The organism is Tardiphaga sp. 42S5, from assembly GCF_034044155.1.
Classification (GTDB): domain Bacteria; phylum Pseudomonadota; class Alphaproteobacteria; order Rhizobiales; family Xanthobacteraceae; genus Tardiphaga; species Tardiphaga robiniae.
Genome location: NZ_CP139027.1, coordinates 4129867 through 4150314, shown reverse-complemented (window position 1 = coordinate 4150314; position 20448 = coordinate 4129867). Strand labels below are relative to the sequence as shown.

General features: G+C 62.6%; 19 protein-coding genes. 13 read left to right on the top strand and 6 right to left on the bottom strand.

The annotated features are described in order from the left end of the window. Positions 1–29: 29 nt before the first annotated feature. Positions 30–1769 (bottom strand): PHA/PHB synthase family protein, encoded by a 1740-nt coding sequence (locus tag SFY93_RS19330; protein ID WP_320447804.1) that lies wholly within the window; start codon positions 1767–1769, stop codon positions 30–32. Positions 1770–2120: 351 nt separating this feature from the next. Between SFY93_RS19330 and SFY93_RS19325 the strand changes: the two genes are divergently transcribed. The 7 genes from SFY93_RS19325 (at position 2121) to recJ (ending at position 9359) form a co-directional block, all read left to right on the top strand. Continuing rightward, positions 2121–2441, top strand: a complete 321-nt coding sequence (locus tag SFY93_RS19325; RefSeq protein ID WP_414716883.1) for a hypothetical protein — start codon at positions 2121–2123, stop codon at positions 2439–2441. A gap of 93 nt (positions 2442–2534) precedes the next feature. Further along, on the top strand, positions 2535–3755 hold the full coding sequence (locus SFY93_RS19320; protein ID WP_089264170.1) for an LL-diaminopimelate aminotransferase: 1221 nt from the start codon (positions 2535–2537) through the stop codon (positions 3753–3755). A 77-nt stretch (positions 3756–3832) separates the two neighbouring features. After that, positions 3833–5155, top strand: coding sequence for a homoserine dehydrogenase (locus SFY93_RS19315; protein ID WP_320444234.1), 1323 nt, complete (start codon positions 3833–3835; stop codon positions 5153–5155). A gap of 57 nt (positions 5156–5212) precedes the next feature. Then, a complete protein-coding gene (gene glpX, locus SFY93_RS19310) occupies positions 5213–6211 on the top strand; it encodes a class II fructose-bisphosphatase (RefSeq protein ID WP_320444233.1) in 999 nt (332 codons plus the stop codon). 10 nt (positions 6212–6221) lie between these two features. Further along, positions 6222–6674, top strand: coding sequence for a GNAT family N-acetyltransferase (locus SFY93_RS19305; RefSeq protein WP_320444232.1), 453 nt, complete (start codon positions 6222–6224; stop codon positions 6672–6674). Between the two features lie 79 nt (positions 6675–6753). Beyond that, the gene (locus SFY93_RS19300) at positions 6754–7473 is read left to right on the top strand and encodes a haloacid dehalogenase type II (RefSeq protein ID WP_320444231.1); all 720 of its coding nucleotides are present in this window, start codon (positions 6754–6756) and stop codon (positions 7471–7473) included. Positions 7474–7520: 47 nt separating this feature from the next. Beyond that, positions 7521–9359, top strand: coding sequence for a single-stranded-DNA-specific exonuclease RecJ (gene recJ, locus SFY93_RS19295; protein ID WP_320444230.1), 1839 nt, complete (start codon positions 7521–7523; stop codon positions 9357–9359). 44 nt (positions 9360–9403) lie between these two features. Here recJ and SFY93_RS19290 read toward each other — a convergent pair whose 3' ends face one another. Further along, positions 9404–10153, bottom strand: a complete 750-nt coding sequence (locus SFY93_RS19290) for a GntR family transcriptional regulator (protein WP_320444229.1) — start codon at positions 10151–10153, stop codon at positions 9404–9406. Between the two features lie 134 nt (positions 10154–10287). On the opposite strand from SFY93_RS19290, the gene SFY93_RS19285 reads away from it, so the two are divergent. Genes SFY93_RS19285 through SFY93_RS19275 form a run of 3 tightly spaced genes read left to right on the top strand, consistent with a single transcriptional unit; the run spans position 10288 to position 14045 of the window. Next, entirely contained in the window at positions 10288–11637 is a 1350-nt protein-coding gene (locus SFY93_RS19285; RefSeq protein ID WP_320444228.1) for a class-II fumarase/aspartase family protein, read from the top strand. Positions 11638–11666: 29 nt separating this feature from the next. After that, positions 11667–12647 carry a tripartite tricarboxylate transporter substrate-binding protein gene (locus SFY93_RS19280; RefSeq protein ID WP_320444227.1) on the top strand — a complete coding sequence of 327 codons (981 nt, stop codon included), beginning with the start codon at positions 11667–11669 and terminating at the stop codon, positions 12645–12647. A 9-nt stretch (positions 12648–12656) separates the two neighbouring features. Then, positions 12657–14045 carry a class II fumarate hydratase gene (locus SFY93_RS19275; RefSeq protein ID WP_320444226.1) on the top strand — a complete coding sequence of 463 codons (1389 nt, stop codon included), beginning with the start codon at positions 12657–12659 and terminating at the stop codon, positions 14043–14045. Positions 14046–14054: 9 nt separating this feature from the next. Here the strand turns inward: SFY93_RS19275 and SFY93_RS19270 are convergent, their stop codons facing one another. After that, a complete protein-coding gene (locus tag SFY93_RS19270) occupies positions 14055–15284 on the bottom strand; it encodes a lytic murein transglycosylase (RefSeq protein WP_320447803.1) in 1230 nt (409 codons plus the stop codon). Between the two features lie 179 nt (positions 15285–15463). Then, the gene (efp, locus tag SFY93_RS19265; RefSeq protein WP_068736546.1) at positions 15464–16030 is read right to left on the bottom strand and encodes an elongation factor P; all 567 of its coding nucleotides are present in this window, start codon (positions 16028–16030) and stop codon (positions 15464–15466) included. Positions 16031–16168: 138 nt separating this feature from the next. Between efp and epmA the strand changes: the two genes are divergently transcribed. Genes epmA through SFY93_RS19250 form a run of 3 tightly spaced genes read left to right on the top strand, consistent with a single transcriptional unit; the run spans position 16169 to position 18637 of the window. Then, positions 16169–17221, top strand: coding sequence for an EF-P lysine aminoacylase EpmA (gene epmA, locus SFY93_RS19260; RefSeq protein WP_320444225.1), 1053 nt, complete (start codon positions 16169–16171; stop codon positions 17219–17221). Further along, positions 17218–18318 carry a lysine-2,3-aminomutase-like protein gene (locus SFY93_RS19255; RefSeq protein ID WP_320444224.1) on the top strand — a complete coding sequence of 367 codons (1101 nt, stop codon included), beginning with the start codon at positions 17218–17220 and terminating at the stop codon, positions 18316–18318. The genes epmA and SFY93_RS19255 overlap by 4 nt, the downstream gene beginning before the upstream one ends. Positions 18319–18358: 40 nt before the next feature. Continuing rightward, entirely contained in the window at positions 18359–18637 is a 279-nt protein-coding gene (locus tag SFY93_RS19250) for a hypothetical protein (protein WP_081422013.1), read from the top strand. Between the two features lie 23 nt (positions 18638–18660). Here SFY93_RS19250 and SFY93_RS19245 read toward each other — a convergent pair whose 3' ends face one another. Both SFY93_RS19245 and SFY93_RS19240 read right to left on the bottom strand, forming a co-directional pair. Beyond that, positions 18661–19236, bottom strand: a complete 576-nt coding sequence (locus SFY93_RS19245; RefSeq protein WP_089264182.1) for an HdeD family acid-resistance protein — start codon at positions 19234–19236, stop codon at positions 18661–18663. A 122-nt stretch (positions 19237–19358) separates the two neighbouring features. Further along, a complete protein-coding gene (locus SFY93_RS19240) occupies positions 19359–20384 on the bottom strand; it encodes a PrsW family glutamic-type intramembrane protease (RefSeq protein ID WP_320444223.1) in 1026 nt (341 codons plus the stop codon). Between the last annotated feature and the right edge of the window lie 64 nt (positions 20385–20448).

The following is a 20448-nucleotide window of genomic DNA, read 5'->3' as shown; positions in this document are numbered from 1 at the left end:
ACGCCAAGCAAGCGCGGAGAGGCGGGCCGTTACGCCCGCACCCGCACATAACTGCCGGGGGCGTCTTCCAGCGCGGGGAATGCGTCGGTGCCGACATGGCGGGCAGGAACTTCCTCACCATCGATGCCGGAGAGCCACTCCCGCCAGTTCGGCCACCACGAGCCAGGATGTTCCTGCGCGGTCTTCATCCAGTCGGCAAGATCGGTGGCGTGGGCATTGTCGTTGGTCCAGTACTGGTACTTGCCGGAGGCTGGCGGATTGACCACGCCGGCGATATGGCCGGAGCCGGACAACACGTATTTCACCGGGCCGCCGAAGAATTGCGAGCCGTACAGCACCGATTGCGCCGGCGCGATGTGGTCCTCGCGGGTGGCGAGATTGTAGACGGGCACCTTGACCTTGGAGAGATCGAGCCGGGTGTTGTCGAGGATCATGTTGCCGGTCGAGAGCTTGTTCTCCAGATAGCAGTTGCGCAAATAGAACGAGTGGTTCGCCGCCGGCATCCGTGTCGCATCCGAATTCCAGTGCAGTAGATCGAAGGCCGAAGGCGGCTTGCCCTTGAGGTAGTTGTTGACCACGTAGGACCAGATCAGATCGTTCGAGCGCAGCATGTTGAAGGCCATGGCCATCTTGCTGCCTTCCAGCACGCCTGCCGCCTGCATGTCCTTTTCCAGCGCCGATATCTGATCCTCGTCGACGAACACCATCAGGTCGCCGGCATGGGTGAAGTCGACTTGCGCGGCCAGGAATGTTGCCGATGCCACGCGGACGCGGCGCTTCTCGGCCAGCCACGCCAGCGTCGAGGCGAGCAGGGTGCCGCCGACGCAATAGCCGATGGTATGCATGGTCATCTCGCCGGTGACCTTCTCGATGACGTCCATCGCGGTCAGCGGGCCTTCCTTCATATAGTCATCGAAGGTCTTGGCGCCGAGGCGCTTGTCGGGGTTGACCCAGGAGATCACGAACACCGAGACGCCCTGATCGACAGCCCACTTGATGAAGGATTTCTCGGGCTTGAGATCGAGGATGTAGAACTTGTTGATCCAGGGCGGCACGATCAGGAGCGGCGTGCGCAGCACGTTTTCGGTTGCCGGCTGATACTGGATCAGCTGCATCACCTCGTTCTGGAAAATCACCTTGCCCGGCGTCGTCGCCATGTTGACGCCGACTTCGAGGTTTTTTGGATCGGATTGGCGGATGCGGATCGAGCCGTGGCCGGCCTCGATATCTTCGGCCAGCATGGTCATGCCGCGCATCAGGTTGCTGCCGTTCGACATCACGGTCTCGCGCAGCACTTCCGGATTGGTCAGCACGAAGTTCGACGGCGCCATCGCATTGGTGATCTGCTGGACATAGAACTCCGCTTTCTTGCGGGTATGCGCATCCAGACCTTCGGCATTCTTGACGAGGTCGTGGGCCCATTGCGTGGTCAGCAGATAGGCCTGCATGACGAAGTCGAAGAACTGGTTCGATTTCCATTCGGGATCGCTGAAGCGCTTGTCGCGCGGCGCTGCCTCGATGGCGGGCAAGCTGGCTTCGCCGACCATCCGGCGCATCGCTGAGCCCCAGAGGTCGAGATAGGCCTTGCCAAGCTTCATCTGCAATTCGGCGGCGCGCTTGTCGTCGGACAGCCAGTAATTGGCGACGATGCTGAAGGTCTTGATCAGCTCCGTCAGCTCGTTCGGCGGCTTGTCGACGGTCTCGCCGGTCTGGCGTGGCTGCAGATAGGCGGCCAGCGCCTTGCCGCCATTCTCCATCGCCTTGGCCATATTGAGCGCAAAAGCTTCGGGATTGAACGGTTTGGCGGACGCGTCGCCCGAGATTTTGTCGTTAGCAGCTTTGGCGTCGGCGGCAACTTCGGTCATGGCGCAACAACAGCTTCATTCCAGTCGGGCAACGGTACGTCGCCACGCAAATCGATGATGGCACAGTTCGCGGATTGCCGCAGGATTCGATGTGCTGCACCGCGTCATGTATTCGGCTTTGGGTCTTGCTTCCGTCATATTGAAGATCCAAGCCTTTAGCGTCTTCTCCCGGAATTAATCGTTTGTGACCAGATTGGTTGGATGGTGCGCTGCGATAGGGATGAAATCGATTCTAATGCGATGTAGGGTTGTGGCGTGACGCGTAGAGGCACATTCAGGGCAATTGGTGGTCGCAGCGGGCGGGCGGCGACAGCGGCCGCCTTGCTGGTGCTGGGGCTTGGCTTGCCTCTGGGCGGCTGCGCCTCGACCATCGCCGACATGCCCATGGTGGGGACGCCGGCGGGCGCTCCGGCGCGTCCGGCCGAGGTGGGCACCTATCTGCCGGTTCATGATCTGCCGACCACCCGCGAAGGCACCGCCATGGCGCCGGCGGATCAGGCCAAGATGCAGGCCGAACTGACTGCCGCCCGCGATCGCCAGGCCGTCGTGCTGCCGGCCAAACCGGCGGCCAAATAGTCAAAACTGCCCGTCGTGACTGGTGTCACCGGGCTTCCGTGATAAAAAGAAGCGATTCAACCGCATGATGAAGCGGTTCTGGAGCCCGATCCCATGGAAGAATTCTACCGCATCCGCCGATTGCCGCCCTATGTGTTCGAACAGGTCAACCGGGCCAAGGCCGCCGCGCGAAACGCTGGCGCCGATATCATCGACCTCGGCATGGGCAATCCGGATCTTGCGACCCCGCCGCATGTGATCGAGAAGCTCAAGGAGACCCTGGGCAAGCCGCGCACCGATCGTTACTCGGCCTCGAAGGGCATCACCGGCCTGCGCAAGGCCCAGGCCGGCTATTACGAGCGCCGCTTTGGCGTGAAGCTCAATCCTGACACCCAGGTGGTGGCGACGCTGGGCTCCAAGGAAGGCTTCGCCAACGTCGCTCAGGCGATCACCGCGCCTGGCGATGTCGTGCTGTGCCCGAATCCGAGCTACCCGATCCATGCCTTCGGCTTCCTGATGGCTGGCGGCGTGATCCGCTCGGTGCCGTCTGAGCCAACGCCGGATTTCTTCGCGGCCGTCGAGCGCGCCATCATCCATTCGATCCCGAAGCCGATCGCGCTGATCGTCTGCTATCCGTCGAATCCGACGGCGCAGGTGGCGAGCCTCGACTTCTACAAGGACCTCGTGGCCTTCGCGAAGAAGCATGAGATCTACATTCTTTCGGACCTCGCTTATGCCGAGGTCTATTTCGACGACAAGAACCCGCCACCCTCGGTGCTGCAGGTACCGGGCGCGATGGACGTCACCGTCGAATTCACCTCGATGTCGAAGACATTCTCGATGGCCGGCTGGCGCATGGGCTTTGCGGTCGGCAACGAGCGCATCATTGCCGCGCTGACGCGGGTGAAATCCTATCTCGACTACGGCGCGTTCACGCCCGTGCAGGTCGCAGCGACTGCCGCGCTGAACGGACCGGACGATTGCATCCGCGAGATGCGCGATACCTATCGCAAGCGCCGCGATGCCATGGTGGAGTCTTTCGGCCGTGCCGGCTGGGACATTCCGCCGCCATCGGCGTCGATGTTCGCCTGGGCGCCGCTGCCGGAGAAATTCCGCGAAGTCGGCAGCATGCAGTTTGCAACGCTTCTCGTTGAAAAGTCCGGCGTGGTGGTATCTCCCGGCGTCGCCTTCGGCGAGCATGGCGAAGGCTATGTCCGCATCGCGATGGTCGAGAACGAACAGCGCATTCGCCAGGCTGCCCGCGGCATTCGCCGCTTCCTTGAAAGCGGTCTCGAAACGTTGCACAACGTGGTTCCTCTCGCCAACCGGCGATAGGCGTGATCCCCGAAAACCGGCAACCGGTTTTCGGACCGGTCATCGCTCAACAAGAATTCCGACAGGTCTGAAGCTTAATGGTCGCACCCCTCAAAGTGGGTATCGCGGGACTCGGCACCGTTGGTGCCGAAGTTGTCCGTCTCATCGAACAGCAGAACTCGATTTTGGCCGCGCGCTGCGGTCGTGGCGTCAAGGTGGTTGCTGTCACCGCGCGCTCCAAGACCAAGAAGCGCGGCGTTGATCTGCGCGGCATCGACTGGATGAAGGATCCGCTCGCGGTTGCGCAGCATCCGGATGTCGAGTGCTTCGTCGAATTGATGGGCGGCGTTGGCGATCCCGCGCTGTCGTCGATCGAGGCGGCGCTACGCACCGGCAAGTCGGTCGTGACCGCGAACAAGGCACTGATCGCCAAGCATGGCCTGAAGCTAGCCGCATCGGCTGAGAAGCATGGCGGCGCTCTGAACTACGAGGCCGCCGTCGCCGGCGCCATTCCGATCATCAAGACCATCCGCGAAGGTCTCGCCGGCACCGATATCAATCGCGTTTACGGTATCCTCAACGGCACCTGCAACTACATCCTGTCCCGGATGGAGCTGGAGGGCCTGTCCTTCGAGGAATGCCTTAAAGACGCGCAGCGGCTTGGCTATGCCGAGGCAGAGCCGTCCTTTGACGTCGATGGCCACGACACCGCGCAGAAGCTGGCCATTCTCGCCAGCCTCGCGTTCGGGACCAAGGTCGCGCAGAGCGCTGTTTCGGTCGAGGGCATTTCGTCCATCGCGGCGGAAGATCTGCGCGCCGCTGCAGAGCTCGGCTATCGCGTGAAGCTGTTGGGCGTTGCCATGCGCACCGCGACTGGCATTGAACAGCGCGTGCATCCAACCATGGTGCCGCTGTCATCCTCCATTGCGCAGGTCATGGGCGTCACCAACGCTGTCACGGTTGATGGCGCAGGCATTGCGCCGATCACGCTGGTCGGTCCCGGCGCTGGTGGCGCGGCGACGGCGTCTGCCGTTCTGGCGGATATCGCCGATGTCGCACGCAACGTTCGCGCGCTGCCTTTCGGGCGGCCGGTTGAGAAGCTCAAGACTACCACCAAGGCGCCGATGGAACGCCATGAAGGTGGTTATTATATCCGCCTGATGGCGCGCGATCTCGCCGGTACGGCGGCGCGTATCGCAACGCGGCTGGCCGAGCAGAAGATCTCGCTGGAGTCGATCGTGCAGCGCCATCCGAATGGCGGCATCGAGCCCGTCGGTAAGGGCACGAAATCGTCACCTGTGCCTGTTATCCTGATTACCTATGCGACCGCCGAGGATGCCATGCGCCGCGCCCTGCAGGCCGTGCAGAGTGACAAGGTAATATCAGGCAGGCCGCAGGTCATTCGGATCGAGAAGAACTAAATCCACGCGTTGAGAGTTGTACGGGGACATTCGTCCCGCCGTAGAAGGAGCCAGCCGATGTCGACCCATATTACCGTCCCGCCGCAGCAACTGCTCGAGCGCATTCTGACGCTGGAGATCGTTCGCGTGACCGAGCGCGCGGCAGTGTCGGCAGCGCGGTTACGTGGTCATGGGCAGGAGAAGGCGGCCGATCAGGCCGCCGTGGACGCGATGCGCCGCGAGCTCAACAAGATGCCGATCGACGGCACCATCGTGATCGGCGAGGGCGAGCGCGACGAAGCGCCGATGCTCTATATCGGCGAGAAGGTCGGCATCAATGCCGGCCCGAAGGTCGACATTGCCGTTGACCCGCTGGAAGGCACGACGCTGTGCGCCAAGGACATGCCGGGCTCGATCGCCACCATGGCGATGGCTGACGGCGGCACGCTGCTGCATGCCCCCGACGTCTATATGGACAAGATCGCTATCGGCCCCGGTTACGACAAGAACGTGATCAATATCGATGCGTCGCCTGAAGAAAACATCAGGCGCCTCGCCAAGGCTAAGGGCGTGCCGGTATCGGAGATCACCGCCCTGGTGCTCGAGCGGCCGCGGCACGAAGCATTGATTGCCGCGATCCGCTCGACCGGGGCGGCGCTGCGTCTCATTCCGGATGGCGACGTTGCCGGCGTCATCCACACCACCGATCCCGCCAAATCTGGCATCGACATCTATCTCGGCATTGGCGGCGCACCGGAAGGCGTGCTGGCGGCCGCAGCACTGCGCTGCATCGGCGGCCAGATGCAGACCCGATTGATCCTCGATACCGACGAGAAGCGCGAGCGCGCGCTGAAGATGGGTGTCACCGATCCGAAGATGATCTATGGCATCGAGGACATGGCGAAGGGCGACTGCCTGTTTGCCGCCACCGGTGTCACCGACGGCGCATTGCTGTCGGGCGTCAAGTTCCGCGGCGACGTCATTGAGACCGAGACCATCGTGATGCGTTCGGTGACCGGCACCGTGCGCATCATCAAGGGCGAGCATCGCCAGCTCGAAAAATTCCACCTGGATTGAGTTCGGTCACATGGCGAAGGCGAATGTTGAGATCCGCCCGGTCGGCCCCGATGAACGGGCTGCCTGGGAGCCGCTGTGGCAGGGCTATCTGACCTTCTACAAAGCGACGCTGCCACAGATCGCGACCGATACCGCGTGGAAGCGTTTCCACGACGCCAACGAGCAGATGTTTCTGCTCGGTGCCTATGTGGACGGCAAGCTCACCGGTATCGTGCAGTTCCTGTATCACCGCTCATCCTGGACGCCGGGCAACTACTGTTACCTGCAGGACCTGTTCGTCGACAACAACGCGCGGGGACATGGCGTCGGTCGCGCTCTGATCGAGGCGGTCTATGCGAAGGCCAAGGCCGATGGCTGCAGCCGCGTGCATTGGCTGACACAGAACGAGAATGCGCAGGCGCGCATTCTGTATGATCAGGTCGCGGACAATTCCGGATTTATGCAATATCGGAAGATACTCTAATTAAAGGCAATCCAAGCGCGCCAATATGCGCTCGGATTAATCGAACTAAAAACCAAGAAAACAAAATGGGGATGAGACCATGAGCGAGACCGATAACGTCAAGGCTCTGGTGTTCGACGTGTTCGGCACCGTGGTTGATTGGCGTTCCAGCCTGATTGCTGACTGTACCGCGTTCGGCAAAGCGCGCGGCATGACCGCAGACTGGACTGCGCTCGTCGATGCCTGGCGGCAGGCCTATATGCCGTCGATGGATGTCGTGCGCCATCATCCCGAGCGCGGCTTCGTCAAGCTCGACACGCTGCATCGGCAGTCACTCGATGTGTTGGTCGCCAAGTTCGGCATCAACGGGCTCTCGGACAACGATCTGCATTACATGACACTCGGCTGGCACCGGCTGCATCCGTGGGCGGATTCGGTGAGCGGCTTGACTAGGCTGAAGACAAAATACGTCATCAGCCCGTTGTCGAACGGCAATGTCGCGCTGCTGACCAACATGGCGAAATTCGCCGGCCTGCCATGGGACCTGATCATGAGCGCGGAACTGTTCGAACACTACAAGCCAGATCCGCAGGCCTATCTCGGCGCGGCCGCACTGCTCAATCTGAAGCCTGCGGAAGTCATGATGGTCGCCGCCCATAACAGCGATCTCGATGCCGCACACAAACTCGGCCTCAAGACCGCCTTCGTGCCGCGGGTCACTGAATACGGCCCGCACCAGAACCGCGATTTCAAGGTCGAGGGCCCGTGGGACGTGGTGGCCGATGATTTCAACGATCTGGCGAAGCGGATGGGCTGCTGACGGCCTGAGATTTGCCGAAAGCGGCTGCGCGGCCTATTGCTGATCCCATGACGCCACCGACCATCATTCCCGTCGAATCCCAGCAGGCCTTTCTCGGCGTTACCGAATCCGCCACCGGGCGGATCTGGCGCGACCGGGTCGACCAGCGTGGGGCGGCGCGGGCGCTCGCCATGGTGCAACGTTTTCAATTGCCGGAAATGCTGGCGCGGGTCATCGCCGGCCGCAATATCGAACTCGACGCGGTCGAAGACTTCCTCGATCCCACCATCCGCAAGCTGATGCCGGACCCGTTCACCATCACGCAGATGGAAGCAGCGGCGAAGCGCATCGCGGATGCCGCACAGCGCCGGGAGAAAGTGGCAATCTTCGGCGACTACGACGTCGACGGCGCGACGTCGTCGGCGCTGCTGGCCTGGCACCTCCGCCATTGCGGGCTCGATCCGCAGATCCACATTCCCGATCGCATCTTCGAGGGCTACGGGCCCAATGTGGATGCCATCAGGATGCTGGCCGGCAAGGGCGCGACGCTGCTCGTGACTGTCGATTGCGGCACGACCAGTTTTGAGCCGCTGGCTGAGGCCAAGAAGCTCGGCATGTCCGTGGTCGTCATCGATCACCATCAGACCGGCGAGGAACTACCTGACGTCGATGCCGTGGTGAATCCCAACCGGCTCGACGATATTTCCGGCCTTGGTCATCTCGCCGCCGTCGGCCTCGTGCTGATCACGCTCGTCGCGGTCAATCGCGAATTGCGCAAGCGCGGCTTCTGGACCGCCGAGATGCCGGAGCCGGATCTGCTCGGCATGCTGCATCACGTGGCCCTGGGCACCGTGGCCGACGTGGCACCACTGATCGGTCTGAACCGCGCCTTCGTCGCCAAGGGTCTCATCGCATTGCGCCGCCGCGATCACATCGGGCACACCGCGCTGATGGATGTGGCGCGTTTGAACGGTCCGCCGGAAGCGTGGCATCTCGGTTTCATGCTGGGACCGCGCATCAATGCCGGCGGCCGGATCGGGCGCGCAGACCTGGGCGTGCGGCTGCTGCTCGAAGGCGATATTTCCGAGGCTGCGAAGATCGCTGCCGAACTTGATCGGCTGAACATCGAACGACGCGTGATCGAGCAGGCCGCGGAAGCGCAGGCCGAAGCGGAGGCGCTGGCGTCACTCGGGCTGGAAGACAAAGGCTCGGTGATCGTGACGGCCAGCGAAGGCTGGCATCCGGGCGTGGTCGGGCTCGTCGCATCCCGGCTCAAAGAGAAATTTGCGCGGCCTGCTTTTGCCATCGCGCTGGAGCCCGGCGGAATCGGTACGGGGTCTGGCCGCTCGATCTCCGGCGTCGATCTCGGCAAAGCCGTGCGGCAAGCTGTTGCCGATGGGCTTCTGATGAAAGGTGGCGGGCATGCCATGGCCGCCGGTGTCACGCTGCGCAAGGAACGTCTCGGCGAATTCCGGGCCTATATCGAAAGCGCGCTGGCTGCCGACGTCGGCAAGTCGCGCAACGAGAAGGAGCTGTTCATAGACGGCGCCGTCACTGCGCGCGGTGTGACGACGGATCTCGTCAACACGCTCAATCGCGCCGGCCCGTTCGGGCAGGCCAATCCCGAGCCGGTGATTGCGCTGCCGGCGCATCAGCTCGTCTATGTCGATGAAGTCGGGCAGGCGCATCTGCGGCTGCGCTTCAAGGCGTCGGACGGCGCCATGGTCAACGGTATCGCGTTTCGTTCAGTAGGACAGAAGCTTGGCAATGCATTGCAGGAGCTGCGCGGTCAGCCCGTCCACGTAGCAGGCTCGCTGACCGTCGATCGTTGGCAGGGTGCCGAGCGCGTGCAGATGCGCGTGATCGATGTGGCGGCGCCGGATGCCGGGCCGAAGATGATCAGGTAGTCTCACCGCTCTCAACTTGTCGCCACCAGGCCTGGCCGGCGCACTCATCCATTTGTGTCCTGCCGGCGCAGCAATCTCGTCGAATATCGATACCGGTCCGCCGGATGAATGCTGAGCGAGACTTCAGCCAGATCGTTTGAGGCGAACAGATACTGCCGCCGAATGGACAGCGCATGCGCGCCAGCCGTTGCTTTCAGTGGCTCCGCCATCGCGTCCGACACGCCAACCGCAGAGATGTCCTGACGGATCTCGACAAAGCGTCGTCCCGAGATTTTCTCGACGAGCGTGCCGAAGATCTCGTGATGGCCGCCCATCTTCGCGCGCACCTCGTCGGCGAAGGCGCCGTCGATATAGACATCCGTCCAGCAGATCGGCGTCTGTGTGACGTCGCCGGGAATCGTGCGCAGACTCGAGATGCACAGCCAGCGGCGGCCGGCCCGGCATCCGAGCTGGGTGGCCAACTGGCTGTCCGCGACGATGTCGGTGACACGCTGCACGTGTCGTTCGGTCTCGGTGCCGAACTGCTGGACCGCCTCGATCGTATTGAGTGCCTGCGTAAAGCCATCACCGCCCTTGGCCGGAGAGGCCGCCTCGACACGCGTCCCGGCATTGCGCTTCCGGCTGACCAAGCCGGACGCTTGCAGTTCCTGCATCGCCGCGCGCACGGTTGATCGGCTCACGGCGAACTGGTCCGCCAGCTCGAACTCTGTCGGCAGCACGGACCCGACCGGATGCCGTCCGTCTGCGATGGCCTCGGTAAGTGCTCGGGCCACGAACGCGTAACGCTTTTCCACCGTCGTCCCTCGACCCTAAGTCCCTGATCGCAAGATGGAAGCCTGATTGGCGACCATCTCGTCAAGGAAGGAGATTGACACAAGGTTTATGTTCGGACAATTTAATATGTACGAACATAATAAGAGGAAGCGTTATGGGCAGCACGGTTTTCGATTCGGTCCTGTTTCGGGACATGTTCGGCACCGCGGAAATGCGGGCGGTCTTCGCCGACGAAGCCCTGGTCGGCCGCTATATCGAGGCCGAAGTCGCGCTGGCCCGCGCCCAGGTCCGTCTCGGCGTTGTCCCCAAGGAAGCCGCGCAGGCCATCGAGGCCGCCGCCAAATCGATCCGGATCGATTTCGACAAGCTCCGAGCTGAGACCGAAATCGTCGGCTACCCGATCTTGCCGCTGGTCCATCAGCTCTCCGAAGCCGCAGGAGAGGCGGGCCGCTACGTCCACTGGGGGGCGACCACCCAGGACATCATGGACACAGCCAACGTCCTGCAGATCCGCGCGGCGCTACAGATCGTTGCACGCGATCTGCGCGAGGTCCGCGACATCCTCGCTAACATGGCGAAAAAATATCGCGACACGCCAATGGCCGGGCGCACCCATCTGCAGCAGGCGCTGCCGGTGACCTTCGGCTACAAAGCCGCCGTCTGGCTGTCTTCCGTCGATCGCCACATCGAACGCGTCGATCAGGCGCTGCCGCGCATCCTGCTCGGCGAGTTCTCCGGCGCCGCGGGGACGCTCGCGTCGGTGGGCGAGGGCGGTCTCGAGATGCAAAAGCTGTTCTGCGAGGAGCTCGGCCTGCATCAGCCCTCGATCACCTGGCATGTCGCCCGCGACGGCATCGCCGAAGCGGTCACGCTGCTCGGCCTGATCACCGGTACGCTCGGCAAGATCGCCACCGACGTGATGCTGTTGTCATCGTCCGAATTCGGCGAAGTGTCAGAGCCTTTCGTGCCCGGTCGCGGCGCGTCATCGACGATGCCGCAAAAGCGTAACGCGATTTCAAGCGAACTGATGCTCGCCGCTGCCAAGGCGGTGCGCCAGCATGTCGCGACCATGCTCGACGGCATGATCCATGACCTGGAACGTGCAACCGGGCCGTGGCATCTCGAATGGGTGTCGTTGCCGGAGAGCTTCCTGCTCACGGCATCATCACTGGCCAATGCAAAGTTCATGCTGGCCGGCCTTGTCGTCCACGAGAAGCGCATGCTGGACAATCTCGATCTGACTCGCGGCTTGATCGTCGCCGAAGCCGTGATGATGGCGGCTGCGCCAAAACTCGGCCGTCAGCACGCGCATGACGTCGTCTACGACGCTTGCCGCAAGGCCATCGAAGGCGGCGGCAAGCTCGCCGATATCCTCGCCGAAGTGCCGGAGATTGTCGAAGCACTCGGCAGCAAGGACGCGATCCGCAAGCATTGCGATCCCACGAATTATCTCGGCCTGTGCGGCCCGATGGTTGATCGCGTGCTGAGCCCGTCCAAGAGTTGAAACAACAGACACACCAAGGGAGGATTTCAATGACCAGGATGATTTTGAAGACAGCAGTCGTACTCGCCGGTGCGTTGCTCGCCGGTCCCGTGATGGCGCAGGAATTTCCGACCCGCACCATCACCATGAACATGCCGTATTCGGCAGGTGGCCCCGGTGACACCATCGCGCGGCTGTTGGCGCAGGGCATGAGCGGCCCGCTGAAGCAGCAGGTCATCGTCGAGAACACGACGGGTGCCGGAGGCTCCATCGGCAGCGCCAAGGTCGCCGCCTCGCCGCCGGATGGCTACAATCTGCTGCTGATCCATATCAGCCACGCGACCAATCCGGCGCTGTATCCAAAACTCAAATACGATCCGATTAAGGACTACGAGCCGATCGGTCTCGCCGTCGATCTGCCGTCGGTGTTCGTGGCACGCAAGGATCTCCCGGCCGCCAATCTCGCCGAGCTCATCGCCTGGATGAAGACGAACAAGGAGAAAGTGAACTACGCGCATGCCGGCATCGGATCGGCGTCGCATCTGTGCGGTCTGCTGCTCAATGCAGCGACCGGTACGCAGCCGACCCAGATCGCCTATCGCGGCGCTGGTCCGGCGATGAACGACATGATGAGCGGACAGGTCGATGTCATGTGCGACCAGATCGTCAACGTGGTCGGCAATGTCGACGGCGGCACAATCAAGGGCTACGCCGTCACCAGCACCGAGAAGGCGCCGGCGCTGCCAAAACTGCCCACGACAGCCGAAGCCGGCTTGCCGGGCTTTACCTACACCGTCTGGTACGGCCTGTTCGCGCCGAAGGGCACACCCAAGCCGATCATCGACAAACTCGTTGCGGCGTTGAACGTGGCGCTGAAGGACGAGACTGTGAAGAGCCGGCTTGCCGGGCTCGGCGTGCAGCCAGTGGCGCCGGAACGGGCGACGCCCGATGCGCTGGCCGCGCATCTGAAATCCGAGATCGACAAGTGGACGCCGATCATCAAGGCAGCGGGCGTTGTCGGTGCGCAGTGAGCGAGACTCGTGAGTGACGTTCGCACGGAACATGACGCCTTCGGTGCCATCGCGGTGCCGAAGGATCGCTATTGGGGCGCGCAGACCCAACGCGCGCTTGAGGTCTTCCAGGTTAGCGATGAGCGTTTCCCGGTCGCGCTGATCCGTGCATTCGCCCTGCAGAAGATCGCGGCCGTTCGCGCCAATCTGCAACTCGGGACGATCGCGCCGGAGATCGCGGCGCCGATCGAAACAGCGGCACTGGAACTTCAGCAGGGCCGTTTCGACGATCATTTCCCGTTGCCGATCTGGCAGACGGGCTCCGGCACCCAGACCAACATGAACGCTAACGAGGTGATCGCGAACCGCGCCAATGAATTGCTGGGCCAGCCGCTCGGGACCAAATCGCCCATTCATCCCAACGATCACGTCAATTGTTCGCAGTCATCGAACGACAGCTTTCCGACCGTGATGCATGTGGCAACAACGCGGGAGTTGCGCGGGCGCTTGCTCCCGGCCTTGCAGACGCTGCGCGATGATCTTCGCGCCAAGGCGGACGCGTTCTCCGACGTCGTGAAGATCGGACGCACGCACCTGATGGATGCCGTGCCGATGACCATGGGGCAGGCATTCGATGCCTTCGCCCGCCAGATCGGCCATGCGATCGACCGCATCGAAGCCGTCTTCCCGCGCCTGCTGATGCTGCCCCAGGGCGGCACGGCCGTCGGCTCGGGGCTCAATGCACCCGCGGGATTCGACAGCGCCTTTTGCAGGCACTTGAAGGCCCTGACCGGCGTTGCGTTTGTCCCGAATCTGAGCAAGTTCGAAGGCATGGGCGCGCATGACGCGCTGGTCGAAGTGTCCGGCGCGCTCAACGGCCTTGCCGTCACGCTGCTGAAGATCGTCAACGATGTGCGCTTCCTCGGCTCGGGTCCGCGCTGCGGGTTCGGTGAGCTTGTCATCCCGCATGACGGGCTGACGTCGTCGATCATGCCTGGCAAGCGCAATCCCACCATCGCCGAAATGCTTGCGCAGGTCTGTTTTCAGGTGACGGGCAACAACGCCGTCGTCACCGCAGCCAGTGCGTCCGGCAATTTCGAGCTCAACGTTGCCAAGCCGGTCATCATCTACAACGTCTTGCAGTCAATCCGCATCCTCGCCGATGGCATCGATGTCTTTACGTCCCGATTGATCCGCGATCTCGACGTCGATCGACGACAGCTCGCTGCGAATGTCGCCAATGCACCGCTGCTCGCAACCGCGCTCAATCCGGTGATCGGCTATGACAAAGTCGCGCTCATCACAGCCAGAGCTTTGGATGAAGCTATCACACCGCGCGAAGCAGCGATCGCACTGGGGCTACTCTCGGGTGAAGACTATGATCGTTACGTCGATCCGCAGCGGATGGCGGGGATTTGACGGAGCGGCTCAGCCGCCTTGCCGCAACCGCGCGAGTACCTTCAGCCCGCCATAGCCATCCGCCGGCAGCAGCCCTGCCTTCGTCTGGAAATCACGCACCGCTTTCATCGTGTCATTTCCGACGCGGCCGTCGGTGCCGCCGGTGTCGAAGCCGGCGCGGGTGAGGCGGGTCTGCACTTCCTGCACTTCGGCGAGTGTGAGCGCGCGTTCCGAGCCGGGGAACGGCTGGATGAAAGGCGGCGCGCCGAGAATGCGATCGCCGAGATGGCAGATCGCCAGCGCATAATTCATCGACGGGTTATAGCTGCGCACGGCGTAGAAGCCCTGGCCGAGCAGGAAGGCCGGACCGCCCTGCACAGGCACCCAGAGCTTGGCATTGGCAGTGGCCTGCGGGAACGGCTGTCCATCGGCGCGCGTAACGCCGGCTGCGGACCATGCTGCAAAACTGCGATTGCTATCCGATGAGCCGGCGCCATTGGCGCGGACTTCATAGCCCCAGTGTTCGCCGCGCGGATATTTGCCGCGATTGACGAGGAAGCGTGCGCTTGAGCCCAGCGCATCGTCAGGCTTGCCGAACGGCGAGACTCGGCCGTCGCGGTCATAGTCGATGCCGACATTGAGCCAGACTTCCGGCATCCATTGCGTGTGGCCCATTGCACCGGCCCAGGAGCCGCGCATCTCGTCGGGCGTGCCCCAGCCCTTATCGACGATCTTCAGCGCGTTGATGAGTTCGGTTTCCCAATAGGCGCGGCGGCGCGGCTCGTTCCACGCCAGTGCGGCCAGCGACGGAAACACCGGGCGCATATGGTTCTGCTGCACGATGGGATCGCCATAGGCGGACTCGACGCCCCACAGCGCCAGCAGCGTGCCGCGCTCGACGCCGAAGTCGCGCTCTATGCGGTCGAACACGCCGTCATACTTGCGCAGCGCTTCCTTACCGGCGGCGATGCGCCAGTCGGAGGCGCGGCGATTGATGTATTGCCAGAGCTGCTCGTGAAATTCCGGCTGCTTTTGCATCTTGGTGAACACGGACATGTCCGGCTCGATGCGGCCCATCACGCGCGAATAGGTCGCGTCGGAGACGCCTTTGGCAGTTGCCTTTGCACGAAAGCCGTCGCGCCACGCGTCGAAGCCGGCGGGGGCCGCAAAGGCGGTCCCGGGCAGGGCCAGCAGCGCGCCGGCACCGAGGGCGGAGCGGAGCAGGCTGCGTCGGTCGATCAGGGAATCGCGCGTGGTCATGCCCCCATTGTAGCCGCATGACTTGCGCGGCGGCAGGGGCAATGCGTCGCGGCGCGGGGAGACAGTCAACATATTGAAGTCACGCATGAAAAAGACCGCCGGGGGCCTTTTTGGGCTTCCGGCGGTCTTGCGAAAAAGGTTGAGGCCGACTTGCGGCAATCTTGCGACGGCGGGAGCTTTTAGTCCTTGGCGCGTTCGATGTAGGAGCCGTCTTCGATCAGCACCACAATGCGGGTGCCAGTGCCGACATGCGGCGGCACGTTGGTGCGGACGCCGTTGGACAGCATGGCAGGCTTGTAGGACGACGATGCAGTCTGGCCCTTGGTCACCGGCTCGGTATCGACGACTTCGAGGGTCGCGCGCTGCGGCATCTGGATCGCCACCGGAACCAGACCATGCAGCGACAGCTTTACGGTCATGTTCTCCTGCAGATAGGGCTCGGCATCGCCGATGACGTCCTTCTGCACCTGAACCTGGTCGTAATTGTCGTTGTTCATGAAGTGGAAGCCGTCGGCGTCCTTGTAGAGGTAATTGAAGTTCTGGTCTTCAATCGTCGCCTTTTCCACCTGGTCAGTGGTCTTGTAGCGCTCCGAGATCTTCACACCGTCGCTGATTCGGCGCATTTCGATCTGGCTGACCGGGGTTCCCTTGCCGGGGTGGATGTTCTCCGCGGACAGAACCACGTAGAGCTTGCCTTCCTGCTCGATGACGTTGCCCTTGCGAATAGAACTGGCGATGACTTTCACAGATATGTTTCCTAGATTTCAGGCCCGGGACCGATCCGGACGTGTGTGTCCTGTGGCCAGCGAAGCGGTTTCGGGGGGCAACATACTGATTTCACGCGGCGATGCCAGCGTTTTGCAACCCAAAAGGGCCGTTTGCCGATGACTGGAACCGACCGTCCGTCGCCCTGGTGGAGCCCGGCGCGACATCAGGACCGCCGGGGCTTCCTGCTGGCGCGGGGAGCGATCACGAAGGGTATCCGGACGTGGTTCGAGGCTCAGGGCTTCCTGGAGGTCGAGACTGGCGTGTTGCAGGTGTCGCCGGGCAATGAGACCCATCTGCATGCGCCAAAGACGACATTGATCGACCGCGACGGCGAGCGGTTCTCGCGGTATCTGCGGACATCGCCGGAATTCGCCTGCAAGAAGCTGCTGGCGGCAGGGGAGACGAAAATCTTCGAATTCGCCCGGGTGTTTCGCGACCGCGAGCGCGGCGACAAGCACCTGGCTGAATTCACGATGCTCGAATGGTACCGTGCCGAGGAGAGCTATGAGGCCGTGATCGCCGATTGCGTGGCGATCATTGCATGCGCGGCGCAGGCGACAGGCATCAAGCAGTTCACGTTTCGCGGTCAGGTTGCCGATCCGTTTGCCGAGCCGGAGATGTTGACCGTGGCAGCGGCTTTCACGCGTTTTGCGGATATCGATTTGCTTGCAAGCATCGATGGCGCCGAGGGTGATCGCGCTAAGCTGGCGGCTGCTGCGACTGGCAAGGTGCGGATCAGCGACGACGACACATGGTCGGATATTTTCAGCAAGATTCTCGTCGAGCATGTCGAGCCGCATCTCGGGCAGGGACGGATGACCGTGCTGTTTGAATACCCATCGCCGGAAGCGGCATTGGCGCGCACCAAAGAAGGTGACCGACGCGTGGCCGAACGCTTCGAGGTCTATGCCTGCGGTGTTGAACTTGCCAATGGCTTTGGCGAATTGACCGACGCTGACGAACAGCGCCGCCGCTTCACGGAAGCGATGGATGAAAAGGAGCGTCGCTATGGCGAGCGCTATCCGCTCGATGAGGAGTTTCTTGAAGCCGTTGCAGCGATGCCGCCTGCATCCGGTGTTGCACTCGGCTTCGACCGACTGGTGATGCTGGCCTCGGGTGCGACGCGGATCGATCAGGTGGTGTGGACGCCGCCGGCAGGTGTGTCATGAACCGTCACGTGAAAGTTGCGACGACCCTGCGGCAAGCCAGCGACCTCATCGAAAACGGTCTCGCGCCAGCCTCGACGCTGGCTGATCTGGAGAAAGTCGCCGCGCGTTATGCGGTCGCGGTGACGCCGGCCGTAGCCGCACTGATTGACAGCAGCGATCCCGACGATCCGATCGCGCGCCAGTACATACCGAGTGTGGATGAACTGAACGCGCAGCCCGAAGAGAACGCTGATCCGATCGGTGATCACGCCCATGCGCCAATCGACGGCATCGTGCATCGCTATCCCGACCGTGTGCTGTTCAAGCTGGTACATGTCTGCGCGGTGTATTGCCGGTTCTGTTTCCGCCGCGAGATGGTGGGGCCGGGCAAGGAGACCGCGCTGTCACCCGACGCCTATTCAGCCGCGCTGGATTACATCCGCAGCCATGACAAGATCTGGGAGGTAATCCTCACCGGCGGTGATCCCCTGATGTTGTCGCCGCGACGATTGAGCGAGATCATGGCGGATCTCGCTGATATCCCGCATGTAAAGATCATTCGATTGCATACGCGGGTCCCCGTGGCTGATCCCGGTCGCGTGAGTGCGGAAATGGTGGATGCATTGAAAGTCACGGGTGCCAGCACATGGGTGGCGCTGCATGCCAATCATCCGCGCGAGCTGACGGATGCTGCACGTGCGGCCTGCGCGCTGATGGTTGATGCCGGCATTCCCATGGTGAGCCAGTCGGTATTGCTGCGCGGCGTCAATGACAATGCGGCGACGCTGACGGCACTGATGCGCGGTTTCGTTGAGTGCCGCATCAAGCCCTATTATCTGCATCACGGCGACCTAGCGCCTGGCACCGCACATTTGCGCACCAGCATCGCGGAGGGACAGGCCTTAATGCGCGCCATTCGAGGCAATGTTTCCGGATTGTGCCAGCCGGATTATGTGCTCGATATTCCCGGCGGTTATGGCAAGGCGCCGATCGGTCCCGAATATTTGTCCGAGAATTCTTCAATCAGCCTCAAGCCTGACGGTGAAGCTTCTGCGGAATCGGTCTATCGTGTTGTGGATTACTGCGGCGACGTTCATATCTATCCACCGAAGCCGTAGCGATCGGCTTACACGCGCCATCTGGTGTCGGAGACAAAAAATGAAAACATTGTTCGTGATGACGGCAGGCCTGTTCGTTCTCGGCCATTCGCTGGCTCTGGCGCAGGATTCGTCCCGCAACCTGCCACCCAAGGGCCTGCGCTCGCAGCCGACCACACAGACCAACAGCGGCGGTGCTCTGCCAGAGGCTCCCGTCGGCCATCGCCAGCCGCGGCCGGGCGATTTGCCGCCGGAGACCGGCAAGAACGATCCGTCCCGCATCGACGCGCAGGATCGCGAACTTGATCGTATGATCAAGAATATCTGCAAGGGCTGCTGAGCCCCTGCAGACAGTTGGCGGGGTCAGGCCTTCTTGCGGGCGGCCATCGCCAAGCCGATCAGCGAAGCGCCGCCGATCACCAGATTGATGCCGACCATCAAGCCGATGGCCCAGGCTGCCGTGCCGGGCAGGCCCGAGATGATGATGAAGGCGATCACGATATCCATCAGACCGGAGAAGGCCATCCAGCTCCAGCGCTCGGACAGCTCCTTGCGATGCTGGAGCGCGTACATGATGGTCGCTACGCCCTCGGCGAGGAAATAGACGCCAACCACGAATGTCAGTGTCAGCGTGCTTTCGGCCGGGCGCGTAAGCAGAATGATGCCGGCGCCGATGCCAAGGATTGCTGAAATCAGCGACCAGATGAAGCCCGGCGTCTGACGCGCCCAGAAGGTCATCAGCAGCGCGGCGACGCCCGAGATGAAGAACATCCAGCCCAGCATGACGGTGACGGCGATGCTGGCCACCTGCGGCACGATCATCGCGGCGAAGCCGAGGATCACCAGCACGATGCCCTCGATTAGAAATGCCTTCCAATGCGCGCGCACGGCGTCGCTCATCTTCGATTGCAGCTCGGCGAGGTTGGGCGGCATGGTCATGGCGGCATGTCCTGATCTGGCCGGCAGCATGCTGGCCGTACCTTGCATTTATCCGCTCACACGCGGAAGCGTGCAAGTTTGTTGATCGGGAATAGCTCGAATGTCGCGTGAGGTCTTGAACGTTACGACTGCATGGTGATGGCCGGTGCGGCCGTGCGCATGCGGTTGCGACCGAGGATATAGGCTGTCGTCGTCAGCACCAGCAGCACGGCACCGATGGCGATCGATGCCAGACCGAGCGGGATCAGCACCATGGTGACGTTGCGCGCCGGGTTCGTAAACCAGTGATGAATCGAAGTCAGCAAAAAGGCCGTGCCGGCAAAGCCCGCGCCGCCGCCGGCAACCAGTAGCGCCCACATGCCGCGCAACTGGCTGAGCCTCTCGCGTGACACCTCCGTATGCGGTGCATGATGCGCGCCGATCCGCCGGACCAGCCGCGCCGCCAGCGCAATGGTGCCGAAGCCGATCACCACGCCGGCGGCCTCGAGCACGCGGCGCATCACGCCGACGATCTCCGGATGTCGCTGCAGCGTCAGCAAAGGAAGATCGAAACAGGCATGCAGCGTCACCGGCGCAAGAACAATGAGCATGGGCGTGCGAATGAAAGCCCAGCCGTCGCGGCGATGGGCGCCGAGCGCGCGGCCGGAGCGGGTGATGGCGATATAGGCGCCGGCGATGACGCCAAGTGCACCGTGAAACGGCACGGTCAGTACGCTGCGCAGCACCGCGAGCGTCCGCCACATCTCGGGATATTGCAGGAGATAGACGAGATTCTCGTAGGCGGCGAAGCCGAGGCCGGCGGCGGCGCCATAAACCACCGTGTCCATTGGATCGGCCGTCCGGGCGCGCTGGGTGGACACCGCGATGATGACGAAGATCTTCACGATCTCCTCCGGCGCGGCGACACCAAACACGGCGTGGAGCACCATGGCCAGGGTCGGGTTGTCCGTAAGACCCGGAATTGCCGCGAACAGCGCGCGGGCATAGCCGAGTAGGGAGATGCTGGCGGCGCCCAGCAGGAATGACGCCCAGACCAGCCCGGGCGGTCCCGGCCGTTCATCGGCAGCAATCACCAGCCACAGCACCAGCAGAGCTGGTGCCACGGCGGCGATACCGATCACGGTGGGGAGCGATTCGAGCAGGTTCATGGAACTTAATTATAGACGGCCGGGCAGACCGGAAAGAGTGACTCTTGCGGGAGCCGCCTGCGAC

Bases quoted from the DNA above. Each gene is read 5' to 3' on its own strand.
- SFY93_RS19305 (WP_320444232.1), top strand. From the start codon at position 6,222: ATGGCGAAGGCGAATGTTGAGATCCGCCCGGTCGGCCCCGATGAACGG.
- SFY93_RS19255 (WP_320444224.1), top strand. From the start codon at position 17,218: ATGAACCGTCACGTGAAAGTTGCGACGACCCTGCGGCAAGCCAGCGAC.
- epmA (WP_320444225.1), top strand. From the start codon at position 16,169: ATGACTGGAACCGACCGTCCGTCGCCCTGGTGGAGCCCGGCGCGACAT.
- SFY93_RS19300 (WP_320444231.1), top strand. From the start codon at position 6,754: ATGAGCGAGACCGATAACGTCAAGGCTCTGGTGTTCGACGTGTTCGGC.
- glpX (WP_320444233.1), top strand. From the start codon at position 5,213: ATGTCGACCCATATTACCGTCCCGCCGCAGCAACTGCTCGAGCGCATT.
- SFY93_RS19245 (WP_089264182.1), bottom strand. From the start codon at position 19,236: ATGACCATGCCGCCCAACCTCGCCGAGCTGCAATCGAAGATGAGCGAC.
- SFY93_RS19250 (WP_081422013.1), top strand. From the start codon at position 18,359: ATGAAAACATTGTTCGTGATGACGGCAGGCCTGTTCGTTCTCGGCCAT.
- SFY93_RS19285 (WP_320444228.1), top strand. From the start codon at position 10,288: ATGGGCAGCACGGTTTTCGATTCGGTCCTGTTTCGGGACATGTTCGGC.
- SFY93_RS19280 (WP_320444227.1), top strand. From the start codon at position 11,667: ATGACCAGGATGATTTTGAAGACAGCAGTCGTACTCGCCGGTGCGTTG.
- SFY93_RS19270 (WP_320447803.1), bottom strand. From the start codon at position 15,284: ATGACCACGCGCGATTCCCTGATCGACCGACGCAGCCTGCTCCGCTCC.
- SFY93_RS19320 (WP_089264170.1), top strand. From the start codon at position 2,535: ATGGAAGAATTCTACCGCATCCGCCGATTGCCGCCCTATGTGTTCGAA.
- SFY93_RS19330 (WP_320447804.1), bottom strand. From the start codon at position 1,769: ATGGCCAAGGCGATGGAGAATGGCGGCAAGGCGCTGGCCGCCTATCTG.
- recJ (WP_320444230.1), top strand. From the start codon at position 7,521: ATGACGCCACCGACCATCATTCCCGTCGAATCCCAGCAGGCCTTTCTC.
- SFY93_RS19240 (WP_320444223.1), bottom strand. From the start codon at position 20,384: ATGAACCTGCTCGAATCGCTCCCCACCGTGATCGGTATCGCCGCCGTG.
- SFY93_RS19315 (WP_320444234.1), top strand. From the start codon at position 3,833: ATGGTCGCACCCCTCAAAGTGGGTATCGCGGGACTCGGCACCGTTGGT.